Here is a 23,748-nt window from a genome sequence, read left to right on the forward strand (position 1 = left end):
CGGGCGCACCGCTTGTCACTCGCCGCGTCCCTCCGCCTGTTCGGCCAGCTTGGCAGCCACCTCCCGCATGACCGCGTCGAGGTCGTCGTCGGGTGTGACGGGCAGGATGGCCTCCTGAATGTCCGGGCTCTCCAGCAACTTCTGCGGGAGCTCGGTGTTGCTGAAGAGCCGAGCCCGGGCCAGGTCTGCCGCATCCGGAAGGCTCTTCGCGGGACGCAGATCGGTTCCCAGGAAGTCGGTTCCGACGACGGTGGCGCGGAACTCCTGCAGGCCGGGCTTGTAGCGGTTCCCTTCCACGATGTTGAAGCTCGTGTCGGTGAGGACGGCACACCGCATGTTGGCGTCGGTGAGGTCCGCCGGTAGCCAGCAGTCGGTCAGGTCGGCTGCCGCTAGGTCCGCGCCACGCATGGAGGCTTCGATGAAGGTGGCGCAGCCGAGCCGGGCGGAGGTCATCACGGCGTTGTCGAGCGTGGCGCCCGTGAACGTGGCGCTGGTGAGATGAGCGTAGATGAGCTTGGCGCCGTCGAGACATGCACCGGAGAAGTCCGCAGCGCGGAAGTCGAGGCTGTTGAGGTTCGCTCCGCACAGGTGAGCCCGGCTCAGATCGATTCTGATGTCTGTTCTTGTCCGCCTGCCCATCACGTTGATCGCTGCCTGCATGTCGGCGGCGACCTCAGTCCCTTCGCGTTCCACGTTTCGAACGAACGCTGCGAGCACCTCGATGATGGTCGGCTGATCGCGTTCGCTGTCCGTCATGATGCGTTCCAGGCTGTAGATGCCACCCAGTCGTTCGTGGAGCTTCTCGGATGCCAGCAGCTTGATCGCTTCGACGTACCGGTCGGTGACCTGGCCCTCTCGGGTGAGTTCCGCCTGGCGCTCGTCTCGCTTCTGCGTCTCGCGAAGGGTCGTCTCGAACTGTTTCTGGTTCTCGGCGAACTGCTGCTGGGCATGCAGGAACTGCTGCTGCTCGAGCTCGTGCTTCTTGTGTGTGTAGTAGAGGCCTGCTCCGGCGATGACGCCGGCGGCGAAGGCCACGAGTCCGGTGCGGAAGCCGGTGACGATGACCCCGTCGGCTGGTTGCAGCTCGGAATCGCGGGTGTCGATGCCGTCGAACCACAAGGGGCCCTGCCAGAAGAGGAGGACGAAGATCGCGGAGCCGGCGAGGGCGGCCAGGGCGGAGCGCTTGACCTGGCGTACTGTTCGCTTCTTGCGCTCGTCGTCGGTGTCCGCGGCCGGCGCGGAGCGATCGCGGTACGCGAGGCAGAGGACGACCACGAGGACAACGGCCGCGACGACGAGGCCGGCGACCGATAAGTGCTTTGCGGTCCAGGCGACGAGTGGTGCGGGATTCATACACCGGATGGTGGCGGACGCCGAGTCGCTGCGGGGGCGGAACGGCTCAACACTCCTGTCACGGTGATTCCGTGACGACGCCGTGGTCATAATGCGTACGCCGTGAGCCGTTCGGGCCGGATGAAGCCTCTAGAGTTGCTCCGTCAATCCATTTGACACTGTTCGCGTGCAGACACAGGGAGGGAGCGGCGTGGACCACGAGAACACCGAGGGCGCGCAGCCGCTGCCTTCCGTTCTTGCCGATGCGGTACGGGTCACCGCGATCCGGGACACGGGTCTGACCGCGGAGGCCGATGCGGGGATGGACCGGTTCGCGCGGCTGGTGACGAGGGTCGTCGGGGTACCTGTCGCGCTGGTGTCGCTCGTCGAGTCGGAACGGCAGATCCTCCCCGGCATGCTGGGTCTGGCCGATCCATGGGCGACAGCCCGTCAGGCCCCGCTCACGCACACCCTGTGCCGGCACGTGGTGACCTCCGCCCGGCCGGTCGTGATCAGCGACGCCCGCGAGAACGGACTTCCCTGCGCCGGTGCGGCCCTGCCCGATCCGGGCGTGGTCGCCTACGCCGGGATGCCGCTGACCGACGCGAGCGGGCACGTCCTGGGCTCCCTGTGTGCGATCGACACCCGGGTCCGCGCGTGGAGCGAGCGGGAGCTGCGGGATCTGGAGGAACTCGCCGCGGCGTGCAGTACGGAGCTGCGCCTGCGGATCGCCTCGCGCCAGCGTGAACAGGCGCGGCGCGGTGAGGCGCAGGCGCGCCAGGAGGCCTACGCACTGGCCCAGCGGGCCGAGAACGCCCTGGGACGTTCGCAGTTGCTGCTCCGGGCCGCGGACGCGCTGGCCGACACCACGGGGATCGATGAGGTACGCCGACGCGTGAGCGATCTGGTGATCAACGATCTCAAGCCCTCGTATGTCGGTCTGGTCCTGGCCGAAGGCACCATGATGCGACGCCTGATCGACGAGGTCGGTGACAGTGCGGGCGTACAGATGGAGCGGACCAACGAGCTCTACCCACTCGACTCGGCATGGCCCACCGCACGGGCGGCACGCGAGAACCGCACGGTGATCGTGCACGACCTGAACGAGTTGGCCGCCCGCTACTGCTCCGACGCGGTCGCGGCCTTCGACCAGTTGGGGCTGCAGACGGCAGTGTGTGTTCCGCTGCCGGGAACGGTCATCCCCCTGGGGGTGCTCGTGGTGGGCTGGGACGCCGACCACGAGATCGACATCCTCGACCAGGCCGTCCTGGCCTCCCTCGCCGGCTACACCGCCCGCGCGGTCGAACGCGCCTTGTACGTCGACAACCGGGCGGATGCGGCCCGCCAGTTGCAGATGGCCATGCTCACCAACCTCCCTGTCGTGGAAGGCCTGGAGTCCGCGGCGCTCTACCGGGCGGCCACGGACAACGACATGGTCGGTGGCGACTGGTACGACCTCTACCAACTCCCCGACACCGACACCGACGTCGCCTCGTCCGGCCACTCCCCCACCGACAGCGTGCGGACCGTGCCGGTGGCGACCGTGGTCGCCAGCATCGGAGACATCACCGGACACGACACTCAGGCCGCGACGCTGATGGGCCAGGCCCGCAGCATGCTCCGCCAGGCCGACATCGACCACCCCGGCAGCACCCCCGACCGTGTCGTCAGCGCCCTGGAGTTCGCCAGCCTCACCCTCGGCATCGCGGCCAGCGGAACCCTCGTCCACGCCCACCTCCGGCCCACCGGAACCGGCGGCGCATGGGAGATGGTGTGGACGAACGCCGGACACCCCCCGCCGATCGTGATCTGTCCCGACGGCGCCATCGAGCATCTCACCGACCACGGCCTGCTGATCCACCCGGCACTGCCCGTGAAGCCACGCACCGTGCACCGGCGGCTGCTGGAGGCCGGATCCCTGCTGCTCCTCTACACCGATGGACTGGTCGAGAGGCCCGGTGTGACCATCGACGACGGCATCACTCAGGCCGGGCTCCGACTGCAGTCCCTACGCGACGTCGATCTCCCCACGATGCTGGAACGACTCACCGACAGCGTGGCCGGTCACACCCCGAGCGACGACATCGCCCTGCTCGCCCTGCGCATCCCCCGCTGAACGGGCTCGACCGTACCCGAGCCGGCGGAGCTCCCAGGCAAGGCGCGTAGGGTGGGACGGCAGTGCTTCTGGCACAGACTCTCCGCTGCAAGGAACTGGGCGTTTGCCTGTGGTGGTGGCCCCCTTCTTCTGTGGAGAGGCCCGGACATGCCCACGACTTCCCCGCCCCAGTGGCAGGACCGCATACGCGAACTCGCCACACAGGCGGAGGAGTTGTGCCGCGAACTGGAGCGGACCCCGCTCGCGGACAGGCTGTCGTCCCTCGCCGTGCTCGAGGCCGCCCTCGACGACGTATGCGCGCGCGAGCTGGCGCGGGCCGCCGCTCAGGCCCGCGCCGAGGGATGGCCGCTGCGCCGCATCGGGCGCGCCGCACGCCGCTCGCACGAACAGATACGCATTCTCACCGCGACCGCTGACGCCGACCGCGAAGCCGCGGCTGAACCCGGCCTCTGACGCGGACCTGAACGTGCGGCGTGCGCGGACGGACATCCAAGCCAGGGGTGATGTCAGCGATCCGGACAGGCGGCGGCACGGCCGAGATGCGAGAGTCACATCAAGAGACTGTGCGGGTGGCGGCACGCGACAGTGGAGAAAGTCGGCACAGGCGCATGGCGCGGCGAGGCCGGTGTCAGGATGTGCGTGTGCACGGCACGTTGACATTGAGGAGAGGACAATGGCTGAGGAGGAGGCGACATGCCACTGTCGGCTGGAGCAGGACGCACCTCTGATCCGGGCTTATTCGTCCCAGGAGCACGCCGGACCCGGTGATGCACGCCGCGCGGCGGCACGATTCCTCGAGCATGCGCGCACCGTTCATGCGAGTGAGGTCAGCGAACGGCTTGCGCAGGTCAGCGAGCTGACAGTCAGTGAACTGGTCACCAACGTGGCGAAGTACGCGCCGGGTCCCTACCTGCTGGAACTCGAACTGACGGACACGGTCCTGCGGATCAGCGTCTGGGACAGCAGCACCGCCCTTCCGCAGGCCTTCGAAGCGGACCCCACCCGTCCGGGCCAGCACGGCATGGAAATCCTGGAGGCCGTCAGTCAGCACGTCGAGGTCTGCCCGGACCGCGTGGGCAAGCGCATCACCGCGACCCTGCCCGTCAGCGACCATTCCCCGCGTCCGGCCCGGGGCACCTCGGCCGCTTGACCTTTCGACTGGTTCGGGCGCGGCCGAGGAACCCGAACTCCTCGCGCACGACCTCACCGCGTTCCTCCGCACCTACCGGATCGTGTGAGAGTCCGGGTGGTCGTCATTCCTCGCGCAGCCCGCCCTCGGCGCAGACCCGGCGGGCGACTTCGCGGAGTTTGATGTTCCGCTCCTGCGAGTAGCGGCGCAGTACGTCGAAGGCTTCCTTCTCGGACAGGTTGTGCCCGGCCATGAGGATGCCCATGGCCTCTCCGATGGTGTGCCGGGTGGTCACAGCGTTCTCCAGCTGCGCCTGCTCCCGTGAGCTGGAGAACGCCACGGCAGCATGTGCGGCCAGCGTCCAGCCGGCTGTCTGGCTGTCCTCGGTGAACGCGCCGGGCCTTCTGGAGTAGACGTTGAGGGCGCCCAGGTCCTCGTCCTCGGTGTAGAGCAGGAATCCCATCATGCTGCCGATGCCCAGGGCGTGCGCCTGAGGCGCGTAGGCAGGCCATCGGACTCTCTCTTCGGTCATGTCCTTGATGCGGAACACCGGGTGGCCCGTGCGAGCCGCGTCGAAGCACGGCCCCTCCCTCAGACTGACCTGCAGCCTGTCGCTCTCGTTGACGAGCTGCTCCGTGGGCGCGAGCGTCTCCGTCCGTCCCTTGCTCAGCAGGAGGATGCCGGCCGCGTCACAGCCCTCGATCAGCTGCAGCGCGGAGTGCGTCACCTTGTGCAACGTGCCGTCCACGGAGTCCTGCGCCAACAGCTCCCGCGCCGTCGACGCCAATTGCACGGCGAACTCCCGCCAGTCCATGCGTCCTCCCTGCGTCGTGCCGCCTGCGCGCCTTGACGCCAGCCTCCCACGAACCCGTTTCCGAACCGGGGGCCAGGTACGGGGACATCTCATCGTCACCGTGCGAAGGAGCCTGAGGAGCACCCTCAACCGACGCGAATCGACGTGGCCTCGTAGACGACCGCTGAACTCACTGATCGTCCTCGGCACGTCAACTGACGCGGCGGCGTTCGATGGGACCGCACCTCGACGTCGTACACCGGGGACAGGAGCGTGCGGCTCGTGACGCGGATGCGCCAGCGGTCATGGTCGCGCGACGTCTCCTCGATCACGTAGTGATGCCGGCCGGCCGGGCCGAAGCGTGCGAGGACAGCTGCGACAGCGACCTGCTGGGGCGGGAAGAGATTCGTGTAGCCGCGCAGGTGGTCTGCGTGCACACGGTCGGCCAGGTGCTCTTCGACCGCGCTGACGGACGACGCGGCGTCGAGGTTGCCGTAGTAGACCCCGTCGGGCGCGACAATGACGTTGGCGGCGAATCTGTCACCGCCCACGTGGGTGCACTCCCAGACCAGGTCCGGCCAACGCTCGCTGAGGGCTCGCCCCACGGGCCGGCCGCGCACAGCACAGCAGGCGTCGTGCATGCCGTGGGCGCAGACGAGGACGACGGGCGGGCGGCCCGGTTCCCCGGGGGTGCCGAGCGCATCGACGATGCCCGCGAGGTCCTCGTCACGGTTCCATGTGCCCCACGTCTGCCGGTGGGCACCGTCGTCGCCGTAGCGCAGTACCGCCCAGCGCCGGGGATCTTCGGGCAGGCGGCGTCCGTGGCGTCTGATCAGGAGAATTCGTGCCCGCAGGGCTTGGGCCGCGGCGAACACGAGTCCCTTGGTGCCGGGGTCGAGGGGGAGGCCGTCGAAGCCGTTGGGCGGCCAGCCGCCTCGGTACTCGATGAGGATCCAGGTGGACCCGTACGGCGCCGTGCCCGCCAGCGGGTCGTCCCGCGAGCGGGCGGCATCGGCGCAGAAGAACCGTGCTTCCGCGGTCACCGCGGCCACATCACTGTTCGGCGGGCACCAGGACGCCCGCGCGCAGGAGCCTCTCGACGAGTTCGAGGCCGAGGTCGTGAGCGGTGTGGGCCTGACCTCCGAGCAGGCGGTTCACCGTCGGCAGGTCCTTCTCCTGGAAGTCGAGCCAGCCGACGCGTGTGTGCAGGCGGCGGCCTTCCAGCCGCGCGTCCAGTGCCTCACGGAGCCGCACCTGCGAGTCAGGGGCGAGGCGGTCGACGGCATCGAGCTGGGCCAGCGGTCCCAGCGGCGCCGGGCGGGCCTGACGCCGCCGGGTCCGGTGGAACAGGGGCGCGGGATCCGTTTCCGTCAGGGCGGCGATGAGGCGCTCGCGGACGATTCCGAGCTCGTCGGCCGGGCCGTCGGTGCCGAGCGGCAGAGATCTGCGCATCTGTGGGTCGTCCCGCAGCAGCGCCAGTGCGGACTGGGCGAGCTGCTCGGCCAGCGCGTGGCGCGTCCAGTTGTGGATCCCGAGCGTCAGATGGATCGAGACGGCACCTTGTGCCTGGGCGGCGTGCAGCCAGCCTCGCGGCAAGTAGAGAACGTCACCCGGCTCGAGAACGGTGTCGATACAGGCATCGCCTTTCGCGGCTTCCTCGACCGCGGAGCGGTGATCGGTCCAGGGCTGGTCGCGGAGGGGATCGGGGTGGACCGGCTCGTGGATGATCCAGCGTTTGGTGCCCGCGACCTGCAGGACGAAGACGTCGTGTACGTCGTAGTGGTCGTCGAACCCGCGGTTCTGCGGCGGGGTGACGTAGGCGTTGGCCTGCACCGGGTGCCCCAGCTCCGTACCGAGGCGGGCACTGAAGTCGGCCACCGGCTCCCACGTGCGCTGAAGAGCCTGGAGGACGAGCGTCGCGCCGTCGGCGAAGCTGCGCCACAGGGCGGTGTCGTCGAGCTGGTCCGCGACCGACGCGCCGACTCCGCCGGGGGCCGTGAACGACGACGCGGGAAGGGTGGCACCGTCCTTGGCCACGCGGAGGAAGGGCGTACGCAGGCCGCGCCGGGAGATCAGCTCATCGGCGGCGTCGGCGGAGAACAGGTCGGCGAAATCACTGGCTCCACGCGTGAGCAAGGGTGCGCGGGCCCAGAACTCGCGGGCGAACTCCTGTCGGCTCAGGTGGGTCAGGCGTGCGTCCAGGACGCCGACGCCCGTCCGGGGGTCGGCGTCCTGGAGCTCGATGGGAGAGATGCTCAAACGCCCCTGCCGGACTCTTCGGCACCGCCGTCGGCTCCACCGTCGTGGACTCCCGGGGTGCCTGCCGCACCACCGTCCGCGGGCCCCTCCGCCCCACCGTCGGCACCGCCGTCGTGCACGCCCGGCGTACCCGCCGCACCACCGTCCGCAGGACCCTCGGCCCCGCCGTCGGCTCCACCGTCGTGGACTCCCGGGGTGCCTGCCGCACCACCGTCCGCGGGCCCCTCCGCCCCACCGTCGGCACCGCCGTCGTGCACGCCCGGCGTACCTGCCGCACCACCGTCCGCGGGACCCTCGGCCTGGTTCGGGTCCTGATCGGGGTTCGTCATGTCTCCTCCTGAGAATCGAACGGGTGGGACGGGGCGACGTCTCTGGGTACCCCCGTATCCCCTAACAAACTCGCCCACACGGGTCCCACCAGCAACCGGAGTGGAAGCGACGAGGTGTGCAAGGGACGGCCCGGCGATGGCCGAATACGGCGGTCGGAGCGGTGGGGGTATCGCACCAGCCCGGCCACGTTTGACTCGCCTGTCCGGGGTACTCGCGCGCCCATCGGCACGACGGCGTGACCGGGCCCGTCACCGAGCGGGCGTTCGCGTACTGGAAGAACATCGACAGGTCCGTCGGCAACGCCCGGGTCGACGACTACGACCTGCTCCAGGTTCCGGGCGGCGCGATCAACGCGGACACGCTGCGCCTCCAGGAAACGGCCGTGAAGGCGCTGCGTGATGTCGCCTCCTCCGGCCGTCCTGTCGCCGCGATCTGCCACGGCCCGTGGCTCGCCGTCGAAGCCGATGTCCTGCGGGGCAAGACCTTGGCCTCGTATCCGTCAACGGCCACCGACGTCCGCAACGCCGGGGGCACCTGGGTCGACGAGGGAGTGCGGGTCTGCGACGCCAACGGCTGGACGTTGATCACCTCGCGCACCTCCGACGACTTTCCGGCGTTCCTCGACGCCATCGACTAGGTTCTGCGGGCCGGATGACGGGCCCACGGACGCTCCGGCCAAAACGCCGTGGAACAGGTCGACGCCACGGGGAACGGTGAGCCGGGGCCGCGCTTCGGGCTCTGCGGACCGTGGGCCGACTACTCCTGTCCGCCGCCAGGTGTGTCGGTCTGACACACCTAAGGCAGCGTGTGACCGGCCGCGCGGAAGAGTCGGTACCACTCCTCGCGGGTCAGCGGGAGGTCCGATCCCGCGGCGGACTCGGCCACCCGGCCGGGGTTGGTGGTGCCGAGCACCACCTGCATGTTCGCCGGGTGGCGGGTGATCCAGGCGACGGCGATACCGGTCGGGGTCACCTCGTACTTCGCGGCCAACTCGTCCAGGACGGTGTTGAGTTCCCCGTAGTTCTCGAGGTCGCCGATGAAGACGCCGTCGAAGAACCCCTTCTGGAACGGCGACCAGGCCTGCAGGGTCATCCCCTGGAGGCGCGAGTAGTCGAGCAGGCCGTTGTCGCGGTCGATCGACTGGTCGAGGCCCGCCATGTTGGCGGCGATGCCCGAGGCGATCATCGGGCAGTGGGTGATGCTCAGCTGCACCTGGTTGGCGACCAGGGGCCGGCGCACCGCCGTCTTGAGCAGTTCGACCTGGCCCGGCGTGTGGTTGGAGACGCCGAAGTTCACGACCTTGCCCGCCGAGTGGAGCTCGTCGAAGGCCTCGGCCACCTCCTCCGGCTCCACGAGCGTGTCGGGCCGGTGCAGCAGAAGCACGTCCAGGTACTCGGTGCGCAGGGCCGCCAGCGACTCCTCGACGGTGCGCACGATGTGCTCTTTGGAGAAGTCGAAGAAGCCGGGCCGGATGCCGACCTTGCTCTGGATGACGATCGACTCCCGCTCCGCCGCGGTGAGTTTGACGGCCTGGCCGAACCGCTCCTCGCACGCGTGACGCGAGGGTCCGTAGATGTCCGCGTGGTCGAAGGTGTTGATCCCCGCGTCCCGGGCGCTGCCGTAGAGGGTGCGGACGCTGTCATCGGAGAGTTCGGCGATACGCATCAGCCCCAGGACGACGTTCGAGGCCCGCAGTTCGGTCTGGGGGAATGAGATCGTTTTCATGAGGCCATCCTGACCGAGCAGGTCCGCGAAACGCCAGCGACAGACAGGGAAGCCGACGGCGCGAGTGCTGGAACCGGCCTCCGGGCCGGTGTCAGCCCTGCACCGTGGGCCGGACGACGATCTCGCCGACGTCGATGCCGGCGGGCTGCTCGATCGCGTACCCGATCGCGGACGCGAGGGCGGAGGGCGGCATGGCGATCTCGTCACGCTGCCGGGCGAGCGCCGCCGCGGCCTCGGGACTCCCGTGAACCTCGGCGAGATGAGGGTGACCCGAAGGTCGGGGCCCGACTCCTGCCGCAGGCCCTCCGTCAGCACCTTCACTGCCGTCTTGGTCGCCGCGTACACGGTCTGGGGGGATTTCACGACGTAGGCGGCGGTGGAGGCGACGTTCACGAAATGGCCGGAGCGCTGGCGGCGGAAGATCGGGAGCGCGGCCCCGATTCCGTTCAGCAGGCCGGTGATGTGTGCGGCGACCATGGCGTCCCAGTCGTCCTGGCGCAGGTCGTCGAAGGGTGACACCGCCATGGTTCCGGCGTTGGAGACCAGGACGTCCAGCCGGCCGACCGGTCGAGGGCGGTGTCCGTCAGACGCTTGAGATCCTCGCGGCGCGTCACCTCGACGACAGCCCCGACGGCCGTGCCGCCCTGCGCCGTGATCCGGTCCACGACCGCCTTCAGCCGGTCCTCCCGCCGGGCGCCGAGTACGAGCCGGGCGCCCTTCTCCGCGAGGTGGGTGGCCGTGCCCGCTGCGAGCTGACGCGCGGCGCAACCGGGACAAGGTCCTGGCGGCCGCGGTGCGCGTCTGCACGAGCGAAGGGCTGGATGCGCACCTCGAGCGCATCGCCAAGGAGGCGGGCGTGGGCAGCGCCACGCTGTACCGCAACTTCCCCACGAGGGAGGCGCTGATCGAGGCGGTGTACCGCAACGAAGTGGTCCAGCTGTGCGAGGCGGTCCCCGGACTGCCGGCCGCGGGGCCGCCCCTCGAAGCCCTGCGCGCCTGGACCCGGCTCTTCCTGGACTACGTCACCGCCAAGCACGGCATGGCGGAAGCCCTGCACGCCATCGCCGCCGCGGGGAGCAATCCCTACGGCCACAGCCGGGACATGGTCCAGCCCTGACATCGGCGGGATCCGACGAGCGCCGGCAGGCCGAGCGCCTACTCGACCTGATCCTCGACGGACTGACGGCCCGCGCGTAGCGGCGCCTCTCGCCCCGGCCGCCCCCTCCTCCCCCACCTCACGGAAGGGAGGGGCTCTTTCATTTTCTGATGGCGTGGCACCGGCCCGGTCGGCGCGGGAGCGGCATCGACGCAGGTGAACCGGACCATACGGGGGTGCACGGTGATCCATCCCTTCGAGTCCCGAAAAGAAGTCGTTTCCCAGGGGTTGCCGAACGATTGCCTCGACCCTTAAATCAAACCTCGAACTAAGCCGTTTCATAACGCCGTTCACCCCTTCCGCACATGGGAGGAGTGCGTTCCACTGCGCCCGCCGACCCAGGCGAGCGTTCACTCGGTGACAGCGGTTCCCGGGCCGCCGTCACCCTCACCCCCGCACGGAGTGAAACGCATGAGACTGAGATCCTTGGGGATCGCGCTCGCCACGGCGGCAGCGCTGGTGACCATCCCCGCCCAGATCCCCGCGGCGGCAGCCGAGACGCCGCTGTCCCAAGGCAAGACCGCCACGTCCTCCTCCACCGAGAACGGCGGCACGCCCGCCTCCGCCGCCGTCGACGGCGACAACGGCACCCGCTGGTCATCCGCCGCCAGTGACAACCAGTGGCTCCAGGTCGACCTCGGCCAGTCGGCGACCCTGACCAAGGTCGTCCTCAACTGGGAGGCCGCGTACGCCAAGAGCTACAAGATCCAGACCTCGACGGACGGTTCCACCTGGACCGACGTCAAGTCCGTCACCGACGGCGACGGCGGCACCGACACCCTCGACGTCTCCGGCCAGGGCCGCTACGTCCGCATGAGCGGCGTCACCCGCGCCACCCAGTACGGCTACTCCCTCTGGGAGTTCCAGGTGTTCGGCAGCAACGGCACCACACCGCCCGCCGACAGCTGCTCCACCGCCAACGCCGCCAAGGGCAAGGCGGCGACCGCGTCCTCGACGGAGAACGGTGGCACCCCGGCCTCCGCCGCGTTCGACGGCGACGCCGGCACCCGCTGGTCCAGCGCCGCGTCCGACCCGCAGTGGGTCCAGGTCGACCTCGGCTCGTCGCAGAGCATCTGCAAGGTCGACCTCAACTGGGAGGCCGCGTACGCCAAGGCCTTCAAGATCCAGGCCTCCGCGGACGGCCAGAGCTGGACGACCCTCAAGGACGTCACGGCCGGCACCGGCGGCCAGGCCTCGTACGACGTCAGCGGCTCGGGCCGTTACCTGCGCGTCTACGGCACCACTCGCGCCACCGGCTACGGCTACTCCCTGTGGGAGGTGGCGGTGCACACCGGATCGGGCGGCACGACCCCGCCGGTGGAGGGCGGCGGTGACCTCGGCCCGAACGTCATCGTCGTCGACCCGGGCACGGCGAACCTCCAGGCCAAGTTCGACCAGGTCTTCTCCCAGCAGGAGTCGAACCAGTTCGGCTCGCAGCGCTACCAGTTCCTGCTCAAGCCGGGCACGTACAACAACATCAACGCCCAGCTCGGCTTCTACACGTCCATCTCCGGTCTCGGCATCAACCCCGACGACACGAAGATCAACGGTGACGTCACCGTCGACGCGGGCTGGTTCAACGGCAACGCCACGCAGAACTTCTGGCGCTCCGCCGAGAACCTCTCCCTCAACCCGGTGAACGGCACCGACCGCTGGGCCGTCGCCCAGGCCGCCCCGTTCCGCCGCATCCACGTCACCGGCGGCCTCAACCTCGCGCCCAACGGGTACGGCTGGGCCTCCGGCGGTTACATCGCCGACTCCAAGATCGACGGCACGGTCGGCCCGTACTCGCAGCAGCAGTGGTACACCCGCGACAGTTCGGTGGGCGGCTGGACCAACGGCGTGTGGAACATGACGTTCACCGGCGTGCAGGGCGCCCCGGCGACCAACTTCGACACCGGCCCGTACACCACGCTCGACAACACACCGGTCTCCCGTGAGAAGCCGTTCCTCTACCTGGACGGCAACGACTACAAGGTGTTCGTCCCCGCCAAGCGCACCAACGCCCGAGGCGTGTCCTGGCCCGCGAACGCGGGCACGTCGCTCCCGCTGAGCCAGTTCTACGTCGTCAAGCCCGGCGCGACCGCGGCCACCATCAACCAGGCGCTCTCCCAGGGCCTGAACCTGCTGTTCACGCCCGGCGTCTACCACCTCGACCAGACCATCAACGTCAACCGCGCCAACACGGTTGTCCTCGGTCTGGGGCTCGCCACGATCGTCCCCGACAACGGCGTCGACGCGATGCACGTCGCCGACGTGGACGGCGTGAAGCTGGCCGGCTTCCTGATCGACGCCGGTGCCAAGAAGTCGGACACGCTGCTGCAGATCGGCGGGGCCGGCGCCAGCGCCGACCACGCCGCGAACCCGACCAGCATGCAGGACGTGTTCATCCGGATCGGCGGCGCGGGCCCCGGCCTCGCCACCAACTCCGTGGTCGTCAACAGCGACGACGTCCTCGTCGACCACACCTGGATCTGGCGGGCGGACCACGGCGACGGCGTCGGCTGGGAGACCAACCGCGCCGACTACGGACTCGTCGTGAACGGTGACGACGTCCTCGCCACGGGCCTGTTCGTGGAGCACTTCAACAAGTACGACGTGCTCTGGAACGGCGAGCGCGGACGCACGATCTTCTTCCAGAACGAGAAGGCGTACGACGCGCCCAACGCCGCGGCCATCACTCACGACGGCATCGTCGGATACGCGGCCTACAAGGTCGCCGACAGTGTGAACACGCACGAGGCCTGGGGTCTGGGCAGCTACTGCAACTACACCTCGGACCCGAGCATCGTGCAGCAGCACGGCTTCCAGGTCCCGGTGAAGTCGGGCATCAAGCTGCACGACATCCAGGTCATCTCGCTCGGTGGCAAGGGCCAGTACGCCCACGTCGTGAACAACACCGGCTCCCCGACCTCGGGGACCAGCACCACACCGTCCAAGATCACGTCGTTCCCGTGATCCCGATGCGCTGACGCGCCGCGTGCGGGGCGGTCCGACCACGGGCCGCCCCGCACGCGCTGGTCAGTGCCCGAGGGTGCGGTCGACGGTCCGCACCAGCTCCCCGTCGGGGGTGTCGCCGTCCAGCGACCAGAACATCGCGCCGCCGAGGCCCTTGGCCCGTACGTACAGCGACTTCTGCGCCAGCACCTGCGGGTCGTCGTACGTCCACAGGGTCGTGCCGTCGAACAGCCAGGCGTGGCCGCCGCGGCGGTCGCGGTGCAGCGTGTACGTGCCCGAGTCCGTCAGCGCCTTCAGCTCCTTGTAGTCCGCGTACCCGGCGGCCCACTTCGCCGGGGCGGGCGCGGAGGCGGGCTGACCGAGGCCGTCGCCTCCGCCGCTCACGCCGGTCCAGCCCTGCCCGTAGAACGGCATGCCGACGACCAGCTTGCGGGCCGGGGCACCACGCCGCAGCCAGGCGTCCACCGTGCCGTCGACGCTGAAGTCGTCCCGGGCGAACAGCGCGGACTGCTGGGCCGTCGTCTTCTCGCCGCTGACGTGGAAGTCGTAGCCCTGGAGGTTGACGAAGTCGAAGTCCTTCATGATCTTGCGGACCTCGAACCCGGCATCGATCTTGGCGGGCGCCGTCGGCACGAACGCGGAGAGCTCGTAGTGCTTGTGCCGGGTGCGGCCGTAGGCGTCGAGCTGGCGGCGGAACTCCGCGACGAGCGCGGTGAAGTTCTGCTTGTCCTCCGGGCGGTACACGGTGTCGGTGTCCCCCTCGGAGCCCGGCCACTCCCAGTCCAGGTCGACGCCGTCGAAGACACCGGCCGCCGCGCCCTGACCACCGCGGGCGCCGTCCTGCGGCAGGTTTCCCTTGATGTAGAGGTCGATGCAGGACGCGACAAGGGCCTTGCGGGCGGCGGGAGTTCGGACCGAGTCCGAGAAGTTCGTCGACCAGGACCAGCCGCCGAGCGAGATCATCGCCTTGAGGCCGGGGTGCGCGGCCTTGAGCTCGCGCAGCTGGTTGAAGTTGCCCGCGAGGGGCTGGGTGTCGGTGTCGGCGACGCCGTCCACGGAGTTCTCCGCGTCGAGCGGGCGCTGGTAGTCGGCCCAGGGGTCGGACTCGCCGGGGACGTTGCCCATGAGGCACTTCCCGTCGGTGCCGATGTTGCCGAAGGCGTAGTTGATGTGGGTGAGGCGGGCGGCCGCGCCGCTGCGGTCCAGGTCCTGGACCTGGAAGTCGCGCCCGTAGACGCCCCATTGGGTGAAGTAGCCGACGCGGCGCAGGCTGTCGTGGTGCCCGCCGTGGGCGGAGGCGGCCGGCGCGAACGCGCCGAGGAGGGAGAGCGACGTGACGGCGACGGCCGCACGGGACAGAAGTCTTCGGCGCAGGCGTGGGCGCATGGCAGGGCTCATTCCTGTGAGGCGGGAAGCAAGTACCGTGCAGAGCAACGGACTTGTGTGCACAAGAAGTTATTGGTCTGGACCATCCGGGTCAAGAGTCCGAAAAGCCCGACCTGCCTGTGGAGTCGTGCACGTCTCGGCCACCACCGGCTTCACGGCCTCAGAAGAGCGCTCAGAGGTACGATGCGGGGACATGTCACAGAGCAAGCACACGGTGTCCGGCGACTTCGAACTGACGATGGATGAGTTGCGCGTCGTGGCACGATACGTGGTGCGCGACGCGGAGGACGTCCTGTCGGTCTTCGAGCAGGCCGTTCCCGACGATCCGCGTCCCCGTGCGGCGATCGACGCGGCCTGGGAGTTCATCGACGGTGCTCACCGGACGAAGCTGCAGCGCGTCGCCTCTCTGGACGCTCATCGGGCCGCCCGGTCCGCACCCACCGAAGCCGCGCGGCTGGCCGCGCGATCCGCGGGTGACGCGGCATCGGCCGCGTATCTGCACCCCCTCGCCCAGGCCGCCCAGGTCGGCCACATCCTGCGCGCCGCCGCGAGCGTCGCGCGCATCGGGGAGCTACAGGCGGGCGACGACCCCGCGATCGGGGATGCCCTGCTGGACCGGTCGCGGCAGCGTGCGACACCGGTGCTCGTCGATGTGCTCCGCCGGTACCCGCCCGCGGCGAGCGGCGGCAATCGCGTCGCCCGGCTGATGAGCACGCTGGATCGCTCCCTGCGACAGGAGGCCGACCGGTCACCGGAGCACCCTTGCGCGAGTGGAGCCGAGGCGCACGGGACGGAGCACACGTCGTGATCCTCCCGAAGGTCCGGGACCCGCGCTTCGTGACGATCCGCCGCGGCGGGACTCTCACGGACGCGGATCACCGTCTCCTCGCCCTGTGGGCCGCTTCGTGTGCGGAGCACGTCCTTGAGCTCTTCGAGTCGGCCCGGCCCGGGGATCCCCGACCGCGCGAGGCGATCGCGGGCGCCCGGGCCTGGGTACGCGGCGAGGTCAGGATGATGCAGGCGCGCGCGGCGGGCGGCCATGCGATGGGGGCGGCCAGAGACCTGCGCGGAGCGGCACGGCATGCCGCGTACGCCGCCGGTCAGGCCGGGGCCGTCGCCCACGTCGCCGCGCACGAACTCGGCGCGGCCGCCTACGCGATCAAGGCCGCCCGCGCGGCGGCCCCGGACGGCGGGAGCGAGAGCGCGGGACGACGCGAGTGCCGGTGGCAGCGCGACCAGCTCCCGGCGGCGATCCGCGAACTCGTCCTCGATGACCAGCGGCTGCGCAACGACATCTGCTGGTCGGTGTTCGACTGCTGATGCCCGTACGGTGGCCCGCTCCGTGCGTGCGGGCTCCGCGCGGCGGGGAGTGCCACATGGCCGTCGGCGCTCCCCGTGCCACCGGCTCCCTAAGCGCGCCGCCGGACGTACAGGCGGTTCCCCTTCGGGCCGGTCCACTCCATCCGTACGACGCCGGCCACCGCCGCGTCGTCGACGCGGGACGGGTCGGCCCAGTAGCCGAAGGCGGGGTTGCGGAAGAAGGTCGCCCACAGGCCGCCTTCGTGGTCCTTGAAGAAATTGTTGTGCCCGGCTCCCACGCCCGCGGTCCAGCGCTCGGAGTACGGGCCTTCGAAGCGGTCCGCGACGGCCACCACCGCGTCGTACTGGTACTGCGTCCGGCCGGTACCCGGCGGATCGTAGGCGTAGCGAGTGCTGCCGTCGGCTTGCGCCGACGTACGGTCCCACGCGGCCTGCAGCAGGTAGTACTTACCGCCGTGCTTGAACACGTAGGCGCCCTCGAGATACGGCTCGGGTGTGTAGGGCTGCTGCTCGAACGCGGGGAGGTTCGACGTCGGGACGATGTCCTCCATGTCCTTGCGGAACTTGGCGTAGAGGTGGTTGTGCAGCACCAGCCACGCGTCGTTGCCCTCCGAGTAGAGGCTTCCGTCGATGTGGTGGTAGGCGCCGGGCTTGATGAACGCCGGCCCGCCGATGAACGAGTCGCCGAAGGGCTTGTCGAGGTTGCCCTTGACGAGGCGGTACGGGCCCGCGACCCCGCCCTCGCTGACCAGCAGGAACGAGCCGACCTTCTGGGAGTGGTCGCCCATGCACGCGACGAGGTACCACTTGCCGCGGAAGTAGTGCAGTTCGGGCGCCCAGGCGTTGCCGCGCTTGCCGAACTCGTCGTCGTACCAGTACTCCTGCCACGGGGCGACGACCGTGCGGCCGGGACGGTTCTCCCCGACGAACTCGGGTGACCACACCTTGCCCCGCTCGGCACCGGGCCGGATGCGGGTGGTGTCGGCGAGCCGCCATGGGCCGTGCACGGAAGGTGCCGTCCACACGAAGATGCCGTCGTTCCAGGGAGCGGCCGCGGTGAGGCCGGGCACGCGGGTGGTGCCGGTGGCGACGTAGAGGGGGCGGCCGTCGACGACGAAGCAGTTGACGTAGGTGTCGCGCATCCAGACCCGGCCCAGCTCCTTGTCGCGGGGCCGGAGTTCGAGCGGCAGGACGAAGGAGTTGTCCTCGCGCGGCCAGAGGTCCTCGCGGGTGTCCGCGAGGCCGTACGGCTCCAGGGCGGGCCAGTTCGCCGGGTGCTTCGGCGCCGCGCCCTTCGCGGGGAGCGCCTGGGCGGCGTTCATGGGCAGGGCGGCCGCTCCCATGGAACCGGCGATGCCGGCCAGCACGGAGCGTCGGCCGAGGTGCGTTCCGTTCGTGGGTCTGGTCATCGGTTCTGTCTCCTTGGTCGTCGGGGACGCCGGGACTGTCACTTGTGCGGGGTGTTCGACGCCGCTTCGGGCTCACCGGTCTCGAAGGCGGAGAGGGTGGTGTCGTAGTCCGTCTCGACGTCGTACATCGGCGTCATCCAGTGGTAGAAGTTGTCGCCGCGCTCGCGGAGCAGGTCGTACAGCTGCCGGGTCAGCGCCGTACGTATCCCGCGCATTTCGGGGTGGTCGTAGCGGTTGAGCAGCTCGTCGGGATCGGCATCGAGGTCGTACAGCTCGTTGCGGGACTCCGGGTTGATCACCAGCTTGTGGCTTCTGGTGCGCAACATCCGCTGCGGGTACGGGAAGTGGTGGCCGTGGAACTCGGCGAGATGGTGCTCGTCCCACTGCGGGTGCTCGCCTCGTACGAGGGGCAGCAGGCTGCGGCTGTCCACGGCCGGCCCGGTCTTGCTGCCCGCCAGGTCGAGGATGGTGGCGGTGCAGTCGGTCAGGGAGACGAACTCCTCGCGCACCTGCCCCGTCGGGGCGCCGGGGACCTTCAGCAGCCCGGGGATGCGGTAGATGTCCTCGTACATCGCCGGTCCCTTGTCGTGCAGCCGGTGGGCGCCGGTGAACTCGCCGTGGTCGGCGGTGAAGAAGACCGCCGTTCTCTCGTCCAGGCCCAGCTCCCGCACGGCGTCGAGGATGCGGCCGATCTGCTCGTCGATGAGCGTGACGTAGCCCCAGTAGACGGCGATCAGCTTCCGCGACTCCTCCGGCGTCATGGTGTCGAACGCCCACAGCTTGCTGTAGTTGTGCTGGACGGCCGGCTTCGCCGCGAAGGTCTCGGCCACGGAGGCGGGCAGTTCGACCAGCGCGGGGTCGTACATGTCGTAGTACGCGTCCGGGAGGATGTAGGGCAGGTGCGGGCCGAAGAAGTGGGTGGCCAGGAAGAACGGTGCCCCCTCACCGTGGTCCTCCTGCGCGGCGAAGCGGTGGAGCATCTCGATGGCGCGCGTGGCCAGGTAGTACTCGAAGGAGGCTTCGACCGGCTGGTGGAGGCGGGCGGCGAGGAGGTTGCCGGGGCTGCCGTTGGGTGTGGTCCCCCGCACCGGATCTGTGATGCGGTACGGGGGCAGGCCGTTCTCCGCCAGGTAGGCGAGGTAGTCGGGGTGGTCCACCGGGTTGTGCCAGCCGGCCAGGTCGGGGCCCTCGAAGCCGTAGTCGGCGGCGGTGCGCCGGACGCCGCCGTGCCACTTGCCGAGCAGGCCCAGGTTGTAGCCCTCGCCGCGCAGTTGCTCGGAGAAGGTGAACTGGCCGTCGGAGAGGTCCTCGAGATAGCCGACGTTGCGCTCGTAGTTGGCGAGCAGTTTGTGCCGGAACGGTGCCGCGCCGGTGAGCAGGCTCGCGCGGGCCGGGGTGCAGATCGCGGTGGGCGTGTAGAAGCTGTCGAACCGTGTGCCCTCGCTCGCGAGCCGGTCGAGGTTCGGGGTGCTCGTATGCGGATTGCCGTACGCACCCAGGGTGTCGACGCGGTGCTGGTCGGTCATCAGAAAGAGCATGCTGTGGCGCACGGAGGGCCTTTCGGTTCGCGTCGGGATTTCTGGCACGCCGTCATGACGCCTCGGCGGAAGCCTCTTCGGGTCGGCCGACGCGGCTGACGGTGCGTGCCCGAAGGTGCCGTGCGACGCATGCTCCGACCTGGCGATGATTTACGTCAAGAGTGCGTACTTAAATGAGGCAGCGGCACCTCCACCTGTCCCGCGCCCACCGTCCCGCGGTGTCGGATCGCCGCGGGGCGGGGTTCAGGGCGCCCCTAGTGGTGCGTGTCAGTAGATCAAGTCGGCCGCGATGGCGGGCCTGTTGGGCCATGGCGTTCGTATGAACAATTTGTTTCGACTCATTGACGAAAATACTCGGCGCTCACATGCTGTCCTGCATGCACGAACACGACGGTCCGCTGACGCGGCTCCGACGCAGCCATGAGCAAGCCGTTCTCGAGCTGCTGCGCAAGCACGGTCCGCTGAGCCGGGCCGAGTTGGGCACCCGCAGCGGGCTGTCCCGCACCACCCTGTACGACATCGTCGCCGGGCTCGTGGGCAGTGGTGCCGTGGTCGCCAGCACGCCGCACGTCGAGGTGCGCAAGCGCGGCCGGCCGGTGGAGAAGCTCAGCCTCAATCCGGCGGCCGGCGAGGCGGTCGGCATCGACTTCGCGCGCCGCGCCGTGCATGTGGCGGCGGTCAACTTCGCCCATGAGGTGATCGGTTCGGCGAGCGAGGGACACGCCGCGGACCTGTCCTGGCCCGAGCGCGTCGACATCGCGTCCCGGCTCCTCGCCACGCTGACCTCCGTACCGTCCGACGACGCGCCGGACGACGGCTCTCGGAGCGGTCCGGGCGCCGTCCGCCTCGACGCACTCAGCGCGATCGGCGTGGGCGTGGTCGGGCCGATCACCGACCCGGGCAGCGAGCACGCCCACGCGCAGGCCATCGACGGCCTGCCGGACCTGCTGCGCAAGCGGTTCGGGGTACCGGTGCTCCTGGACAACAACACGCGGCTCGCGGCGCTCGCCGAAGCGGTCTGGGGTGCGGCGGCGGACAGCAGCGACGTGCTCTACCTGCGGTTGTCGCACGGCGTCGGCGGCGGCCTGGTCGTGGGCGGCGCGCTGCACCGCGGCCGGTACGGGCTGTCCGGCGAGTTCGGGCACATCACCGTGGACCCGGCCGGCCGGGCGTGCGGATGCGGCGGGACCGGCTGTCTGGAGACCCGGGCCTCGCTCGACGCGGTGCTGTACCGCTACCGCGAGGCCGGCGGCCGGGCCGGCGACCTCCCCGGATTCCTCGACGCCGCCGCGGCAGGCGAACCGTCCGCCCTGCACGTGCTGGAGCACGTCGGCAACGACGTCGGAGGGGTACTGGCAGCGGTCTGCCATGCCGTCGGCCCCGGCGTCATCGTGGTCGGCGGTGAGCTGGCCGAGGCGGGTCCCGCCCTGCTCGAACCGGTCGAACGCGCCCTGCGCCGGCACCTCATGCCGCTGGCCCGGCATCACGTGGACGTGCGGCGGGCGACGCTCGGCGAAGCCGGCAGCGCGCTGGGCGCCATCGCCCTCGTCCTGCATGAATCCCCCTTGCTCTCCCACTACCCGCAGCCCGTCTCCGAGGAGCACGCGTGAATCCACCAGCGAGGAACCCATGGCTGTGATCACCCCGGTCGAGAAGACCGCCGCCGACGCGCGCCGGCAGCAACCGCGCCGCTCCCGGCGCCGGCCCCTGCTCCTCAACGTCCTCGCGGTGGCGGCCGGCATCGCCGTGTGGGCCGTCGTGGCCGCCCTGGGCCTGGTCGAGAACCTGCCCACGCCGACGGCGGTGGCGCAGAAGGCCGGCACGATGATCTCCGACGGCACTCTGGCGTCCGACACGCTCGCCAGCCTGCGCCGGGTTCTGCTCGGCTACGCCCTCGGCGTGATCGTGGCCGTGCCCGTCGGCTTCCTGATGGGCTGGTACGCCACCGCGCGTGCCCTGATCGAGCCGTACATCCAGTTCTTCCGCACCATCCCGCCGCTGGCGCTGATCCCGCTGGCGGTCGTGCTGCTGGGGATCGGCGAGGTGCCGAAGATCGCCGTGATCTTCCTGGCCTCGTTCATGGCCTGCGTCGTCTCCTCCTTCCAGGGCGTCGTCGATGTCGACAGGACGCTCATCAACGCGGCCCGGGTCCTCGGCGCCTCGGACCGCACCATCTTCGCCAAGGTGGTCGTCCCGGCCTCGACACCGTTCATCCTCGTCGGCATGCGGATCGGTCTCGGCGCGTCCTGGGCCACCGTGGTCGCCGCCGAACTCATCGGTGCGCAGGAGGGGTTGGGCTACCGGATGCAGAAGGCGTCCACCTGGTTCGAAATGGACACGATCTTCGTGTCCCTGATCACGATCGGCGTGCTCGGGCTCGTCATGGACCGGCTGTTGCTGCTGGCCGAACGACGCCTCACCGGCTGGCAGGAGCGACGATGAACAGCAAGATCAGTTTCCGTGACGTGGTGAAGACCTTCCCCCTGAAGGGCGCGACCTTCACCGCGTTGGGCGGAGTGAGCCTGGACATCGCGGACCAGGAGTTCGTCACCGTCGTGGGTCCGTCCGGCTGTGGCAAGTCCACGCTGATGAGCATGGCTGCGGGGCTGCAGGAACCCGACTCGGGCAGCGTCCTGGTCGACGGCACACCGGTCTCCGGTCCCGGTCCCGACCGTGGGGTGATCTTCCAGCAGTACGCCCTGTTCCCCTGGCTGACCGTGCGGCAGAACGTGGAGTTCGGGCTCAAGCTCGCCTCGGTGCCCGCCCCGGAGCGGCGTCGGCGCACCGAGCTGGCCATCGAACTCGTCGGCCTGAGCGACTTCGCCGACGCCCTGCCCAAGACGCTGTCCGGCGGGATGAAGCAGCGCTGCGCCATCGCCCGCGCGTACGCCGTCGATCCCCAAGTGCTGCTGATGGACGAGCCGTTCGGGGCGCTCGACGCCCTGACCCGGGTGCAGTTGCAGGACCAGCTGCTGCAGACCTGGAGCCAGGAGAAGCGCACCGTGCTGTTCATCACCCACGACGTGGACGAGGCCGTCTACCTCGCGAGCCGGGTCGTCGTCATGGCCGCCAGGCCCGGTCGCATCCACCGCGTCATCGACGTGGATCTGCCCTATCCCCGTACCGAGGAGATCCGGCTCTCGCCCGAGTTCCGGCGCATCCGCAACGAGGTGTGGACCTCCGTGTACCACCAGGAAGCCCCTCCCCAGGCTGCCTGACCTTTCGCCACCCGAGCCCTTCCGTCTCTTCCGGCCCTTCCCCCCGGGCACGTCGCCGCACCACCCCACGCATCACCCCGAGAGGACATCCAGCATGCCCAGAAACAGGATCAGGCGCGCCGCCACGGCGCTGCCCGTCGCCTTCATGCTCTCGCTCGCCGTCGGCGCCTGTTCGGGCAGCTCTTCCGGGGACGACGGCACGGTGCGGTTCGGCTACATCGGTGACTACAACGGTGCCAGCCTGCTGGCGATCGCCGAGAAGCAGGGGCTGTGGAAGAAGGCGGGCCTGACCGCCGAGGTGACGTCGTTCAACAACGGTCCGGTGCAGGTCCAGGCACTCAGCGCGGGAGATCTCGACTACGGCTACATCGGTCCCGGCGCGGTGTGGCTGCCCGCGTCCGGCAAGTCCAAGATCATCGCCATCGACACCCTCACCTACGCGGACCGGGTCATCGGCCAGCCCGGCATCTCGTCCATGAAGGACCTCAAGGGCAAGCGGGTCGGCGTACCCGAAGGCACCTCCGGCGACATGGTTCTCAACATCGCTCTGGAGGAGGCAGGGATGACCACGAAGGACATCACCAAGGTCAACATGGACCCGTCCACCATCGTCTCCGCCTTCTCCTCCGGGAAGATCGACGGTGCCGGCTTCTTCTACCCGGCCATCGACACCATCAAGAAGAAGGTGCCGGGCCTGGAGGAGATAGCCAGCACCAAGGAGACCGGGGACTTCTTCCCCACCGCGTTCGTCGCCGGGAACAAGGTCCCCGAGGACAAGAACAAGAAGGTCATCAAGGTCCTGCAGCAGGCCAACGACTGGCGCCGGCAGCACCCCGACGAGACGATCAGGCTCACCGCGAAGATGCTCCAGGTCACCGAGGCACAGACCAAGGCCGACGCCTCGCACGTCCAGACCCTCTCCACCAAGGAACTGGCCGACAAGACCAAGAGCGGCGAGGTGAACGACTGGCTGAAGAAGCTGGGCGACTTCTTCGTCCGCAACAAGCAGCTCGACAAGAACCCCGATCCCAAGCAGTACTACACGGGCGATCTCTACTCGGAGCAGTACAGCCAGTAGG

20 protein-coding genes and 2 pseudogenes are annotated in these 23,748 nt (G+C 69.5%); 13 read left to right on the forward strand and 9 right to left on the reverse strand.

Annotated features, from left to right (window positions below; translation table 11 throughout):
* Positions 1-15 precede the first annotated feature (15 nt).
* Positions 16-1,353 (reverse strand): pentapeptide repeat-containing protein, encoded by a 1,338-nt coding sequence (locus ACVHNB_RS21480; RefSeq protein WP_428957102.1) that lies wholly within the window; start codon positions 1,351-1,353, stop codon positions 16-18.
* A gap of 166 nt (positions 1,354-1,519) precedes the next feature.
* On the opposite strand from ACVHNB_RS21480, the gene ACVHNB_RS21485 reads away from it, so the two are divergent.
* The 3 genes from ACVHNB_RS21485 to ACVHNB_RS21495 all read left to right on the forward strand — a co-directional run bounded on the left by ACVHNB_RS21485 (position 1,520) and on the right by ACVHNB_RS21495 (position 4,598).
* Positions 1,520-3,448: a GAF domain-containing SpoIIE family protein phosphatase gene (locus tag ACVHNB_RS21485; RefSeq protein WP_456225607.1), complete on the forward strand. Its 1,929-nt coding sequence runs from the start codon at positions 1,520-1,522 to the stop codon at positions 3,446-3,448.
* 147 nt (positions 3,449-3,595) lie between these two features.
* On the forward strand, positions 3,596-3,901 hold the full coding sequence (locus ACVHNB_RS21490; protein WP_428957100.1) for a hypothetical protein: 306 nt from the start codon (positions 3,596-3,598) through the stop codon (positions 3,899-3,901).
* Between the two features lie 220 nt (positions 3,902-4,121).
* Positions 4,122-4,598: an ATP-binding protein gene (locus tag ACVHNB_RS21495; RefSeq protein ID WP_456225608.1), complete on the forward strand. Its 477-nt coding sequence runs from the start codon at positions 4,122-4,124 to the stop codon at positions 4,596-4,598.
* 103 nt (positions 4,599-4,701) lie between these two features.
* Here the strand turns inward: ACVHNB_RS21495 and ACVHNB_RS21500 are convergent, their stop codons facing one another.
* From ACVHNB_RS21500 to ACVHNB_RS21510, 3 genes are all read right to left on the reverse strand, one after another.
* Positions 4,702-5,391 carry a GAF and ANTAR domain-containing protein gene (locus ACVHNB_RS21500; protein WP_428957098.1) on the reverse strand — a complete coding sequence of 230 codons (690 nt, stop codon included), beginning with the start codon at positions 5,389-5,391 and terminating at the stop codon, positions 4,702-4,704.
* 125 nt (positions 5,392-5,516) lie between these two features.
* Positions 5,517-6,413 carry a sucrase ferredoxin gene (locus ACVHNB_RS21505; protein WP_456225609.1) on the reverse strand — a complete coding sequence of 299 codons (897 nt, stop codon included), beginning with the start codon at positions 6,411-6,413 and terminating at the stop codon, positions 5,517-5,519.
* 10 nt (positions 6,414-6,423) lie between these two features.
* Positions 6,424-7,629: a cupin domain-containing protein gene (locus tag ACVHNB_RS21510; protein ID WP_456225610.1), complete on the reverse strand. Its 1,206-nt coding sequence runs from the start codon at positions 7,627-7,629 to the stop codon at positions 6,424-6,426.
* Positions 7,630-7,673: 44 nt separating this feature from the next.
* On the opposite strand from ACVHNB_RS21510, the gene ACVHNB_RS21515 reads away from it, so the two are divergent.
* Positions 7,674-7,970 (forward strand): hypothetical protein, encoded by a 297-nt coding sequence (locus tag ACVHNB_RS21515; protein WP_456225611.1) that lies wholly within the window; start codon positions 7,674-7,676, stop codon positions 7,968-7,970.
* Positions 7,971-8,194: 224 nt separating this feature from the next.
* Positions 8,195-8,596 (forward strand): DJ-1/PfpI family protein, encoded by a 402-nt coding sequence (locus ACVHNB_RS21520; protein ID WP_456225612.1) that lies wholly within the window; start codon positions 8,195-8,197, stop codon positions 8,594-8,596.
* 158 nt (positions 8,597-8,754) lie between these two features.
* Here the strand turns inward: ACVHNB_RS21520 and ACVHNB_RS21525 are convergent, their stop codons facing one another.
* Together ACVHNB_RS21525 and ACVHNB_RS21530 are read right to left on the reverse strand one after the other, a co-directional pair.
* A complete protein-coding gene (locus ACVHNB_RS21525) occupies positions 8,755-9,684 on the reverse strand; it encodes an aldo/keto reductase (protein WP_428957093.1) in 930 nt (309 codons plus the stop codon).
* A 91-nt stretch (positions 9,685-9,775) separates the two neighbouring features.
* Positions 9,776-10,424: pseudogene (locus ACVHNB_RS21530) on the reverse strand (SDR family oxidoreductase); the annotation flags it as partial.
* Between the two features lie 5 nt (positions 10,425-10,429).
* On the opposite strand from ACVHNB_RS21530, the pseudogene ACVHNB_RS21535 reads away from it, so the two are divergent.
* Together ACVHNB_RS21535 and ACVHNB_RS21540 are read left to right on the forward strand one after the other, a co-directional pair.
* Positions 10,430-10,881 (forward strand): annotated as a pseudogene (locus ACVHNB_RS21535) (TetR/AcrR family transcriptional regulator).
* A gap of 370 nt (positions 10,882-11,251) precedes the next feature.
* Complete coding sequence (locus ACVHNB_RS21540; RefSeq protein ID WP_456225613.1) at positions 11,252-13,798, forward strand: discoidin domain-containing protein; 2,547 nt, start codon at positions 11,252-11,254, stop codon at positions 13,796-13,798.
* A gap of 63 nt (positions 13,799-13,861) precedes the next feature.
* On the opposite strand, the gene ACVHNB_RS21545 is transcribed toward ACVHNB_RS21540, so the two are convergent.
* Positions 13,862-15,172: a glycoside hydrolase family 18 protein gene (locus ACVHNB_RS21545; RefSeq protein ID WP_428957770.1), complete on the reverse strand. Its 1,311-nt coding sequence runs from the start codon at positions 15,170-15,172 to the stop codon at positions 13,862-13,864.
* Positions 15,173-15,377: 205 nt separating this feature from the next.
* Here ACVHNB_RS21545 and ACVHNB_RS21550 point away from each other — a divergent pair, with 205 nt between their 5' ends.
* Together ACVHNB_RS21550 and ACVHNB_RS21555 are read left to right on the forward strand one after the other, a co-directional pair.
* Complete coding sequence (locus tag ACVHNB_RS21550) at positions 15,378-15,992, forward strand: putative immunity protein (protein ID WP_456225614.1); 615 nt, start codon at positions 15,378-15,380, stop codon at positions 15,990-15,992.
* A complete protein-coding gene (locus tag ACVHNB_RS21555) occupies positions 15,989-16,504 on the forward strand; it encodes a putative immunity protein (RefSeq protein WP_428957090.1) in 516 nt (171 codons plus the stop codon). Before ACVHNB_RS21550 ends, ACVHNB_RS21555 begins: the two co-directional genes overlap by 4 nt.
* A gap of 89 nt (positions 16,505-16,593) precedes the next feature.
* On the opposite strand, the gene ACVHNB_RS21560 is transcribed toward ACVHNB_RS21555, so the two are convergent.
* Positions 16,594-17,913 carry a family 43 glycosylhydrolase gene (locus tag ACVHNB_RS21560; protein WP_456225615.1) on the reverse strand — a complete coding sequence of 440 codons (1,320 nt, stop codon included), beginning with the start codon at positions 17,911-17,913 and terminating at the stop codon, positions 16,594-16,596.
* Positions 17,914-17,951: 38 nt separating this feature from the next.
* Complete coding sequence (locus ACVHNB_RS21565; protein WP_456225616.1) at positions 17,952-19,439, reverse strand: sulfatase-like hydrolase/transferase; 1,488 nt, start codon at positions 19,437-19,439, stop codon at positions 17,952-17,954.
* A 377-nt stretch (positions 19,440-19,816) separates the two neighbouring features.
* On the opposite strand from ACVHNB_RS21565, the gene ACVHNB_RS21570 reads away from it, so the two are divergent.
* The 4 genes from ACVHNB_RS21570 to ACVHNB_RS21585 all read left to right on the forward strand — a co-directional run bounded on the left by ACVHNB_RS21570 (position 19,817) and on the right by ACVHNB_RS21585 (position 23,747).
* Complete coding sequence (locus ACVHNB_RS21570; protein ID WP_428957088.1) at positions 19,817-21,061, forward strand: ROK family transcriptional regulator; 1,245 nt, start codon at positions 19,817-19,819, stop codon at positions 21,059-21,061.
* Positions 21,062-21,080: 19 nt separating this feature from the next.
* Entirely contained in the window at positions 21,081-21,893 is an 813-nt protein-coding gene (locus tag ACVHNB_RS21575; RefSeq protein ID WP_428957087.1) for an ABC transporter permease, read from the forward strand.
* Complete coding sequence (locus ACVHNB_RS21580) at positions 21,890-22,669, forward strand: ABC transporter ATP-binding protein (RefSeq protein WP_428957086.1); 780 nt, start codon at positions 21,890-21,892, stop codon at positions 22,667-22,669. Before ACVHNB_RS21575 ends, ACVHNB_RS21580 begins: the two co-directional genes overlap by 4 nt.
* A 94-nt stretch (positions 22,670-22,763) precedes the next feature.
* Entirely contained in the window at positions 22,764-23,747 is a 984-nt protein-coding gene (locus ACVHNB_RS21585; RefSeq protein ID WP_456225617.1) for an aliphatic sulfonate ABC transporter substrate-binding protein, read from the forward strand.
* The last annotated feature ends 1 nt before the right edge of the window (position 23,748 follow it).

It is taken from the genome of Streptomyces sp. YJ-C3 (genome assembly GCF_053891275.1).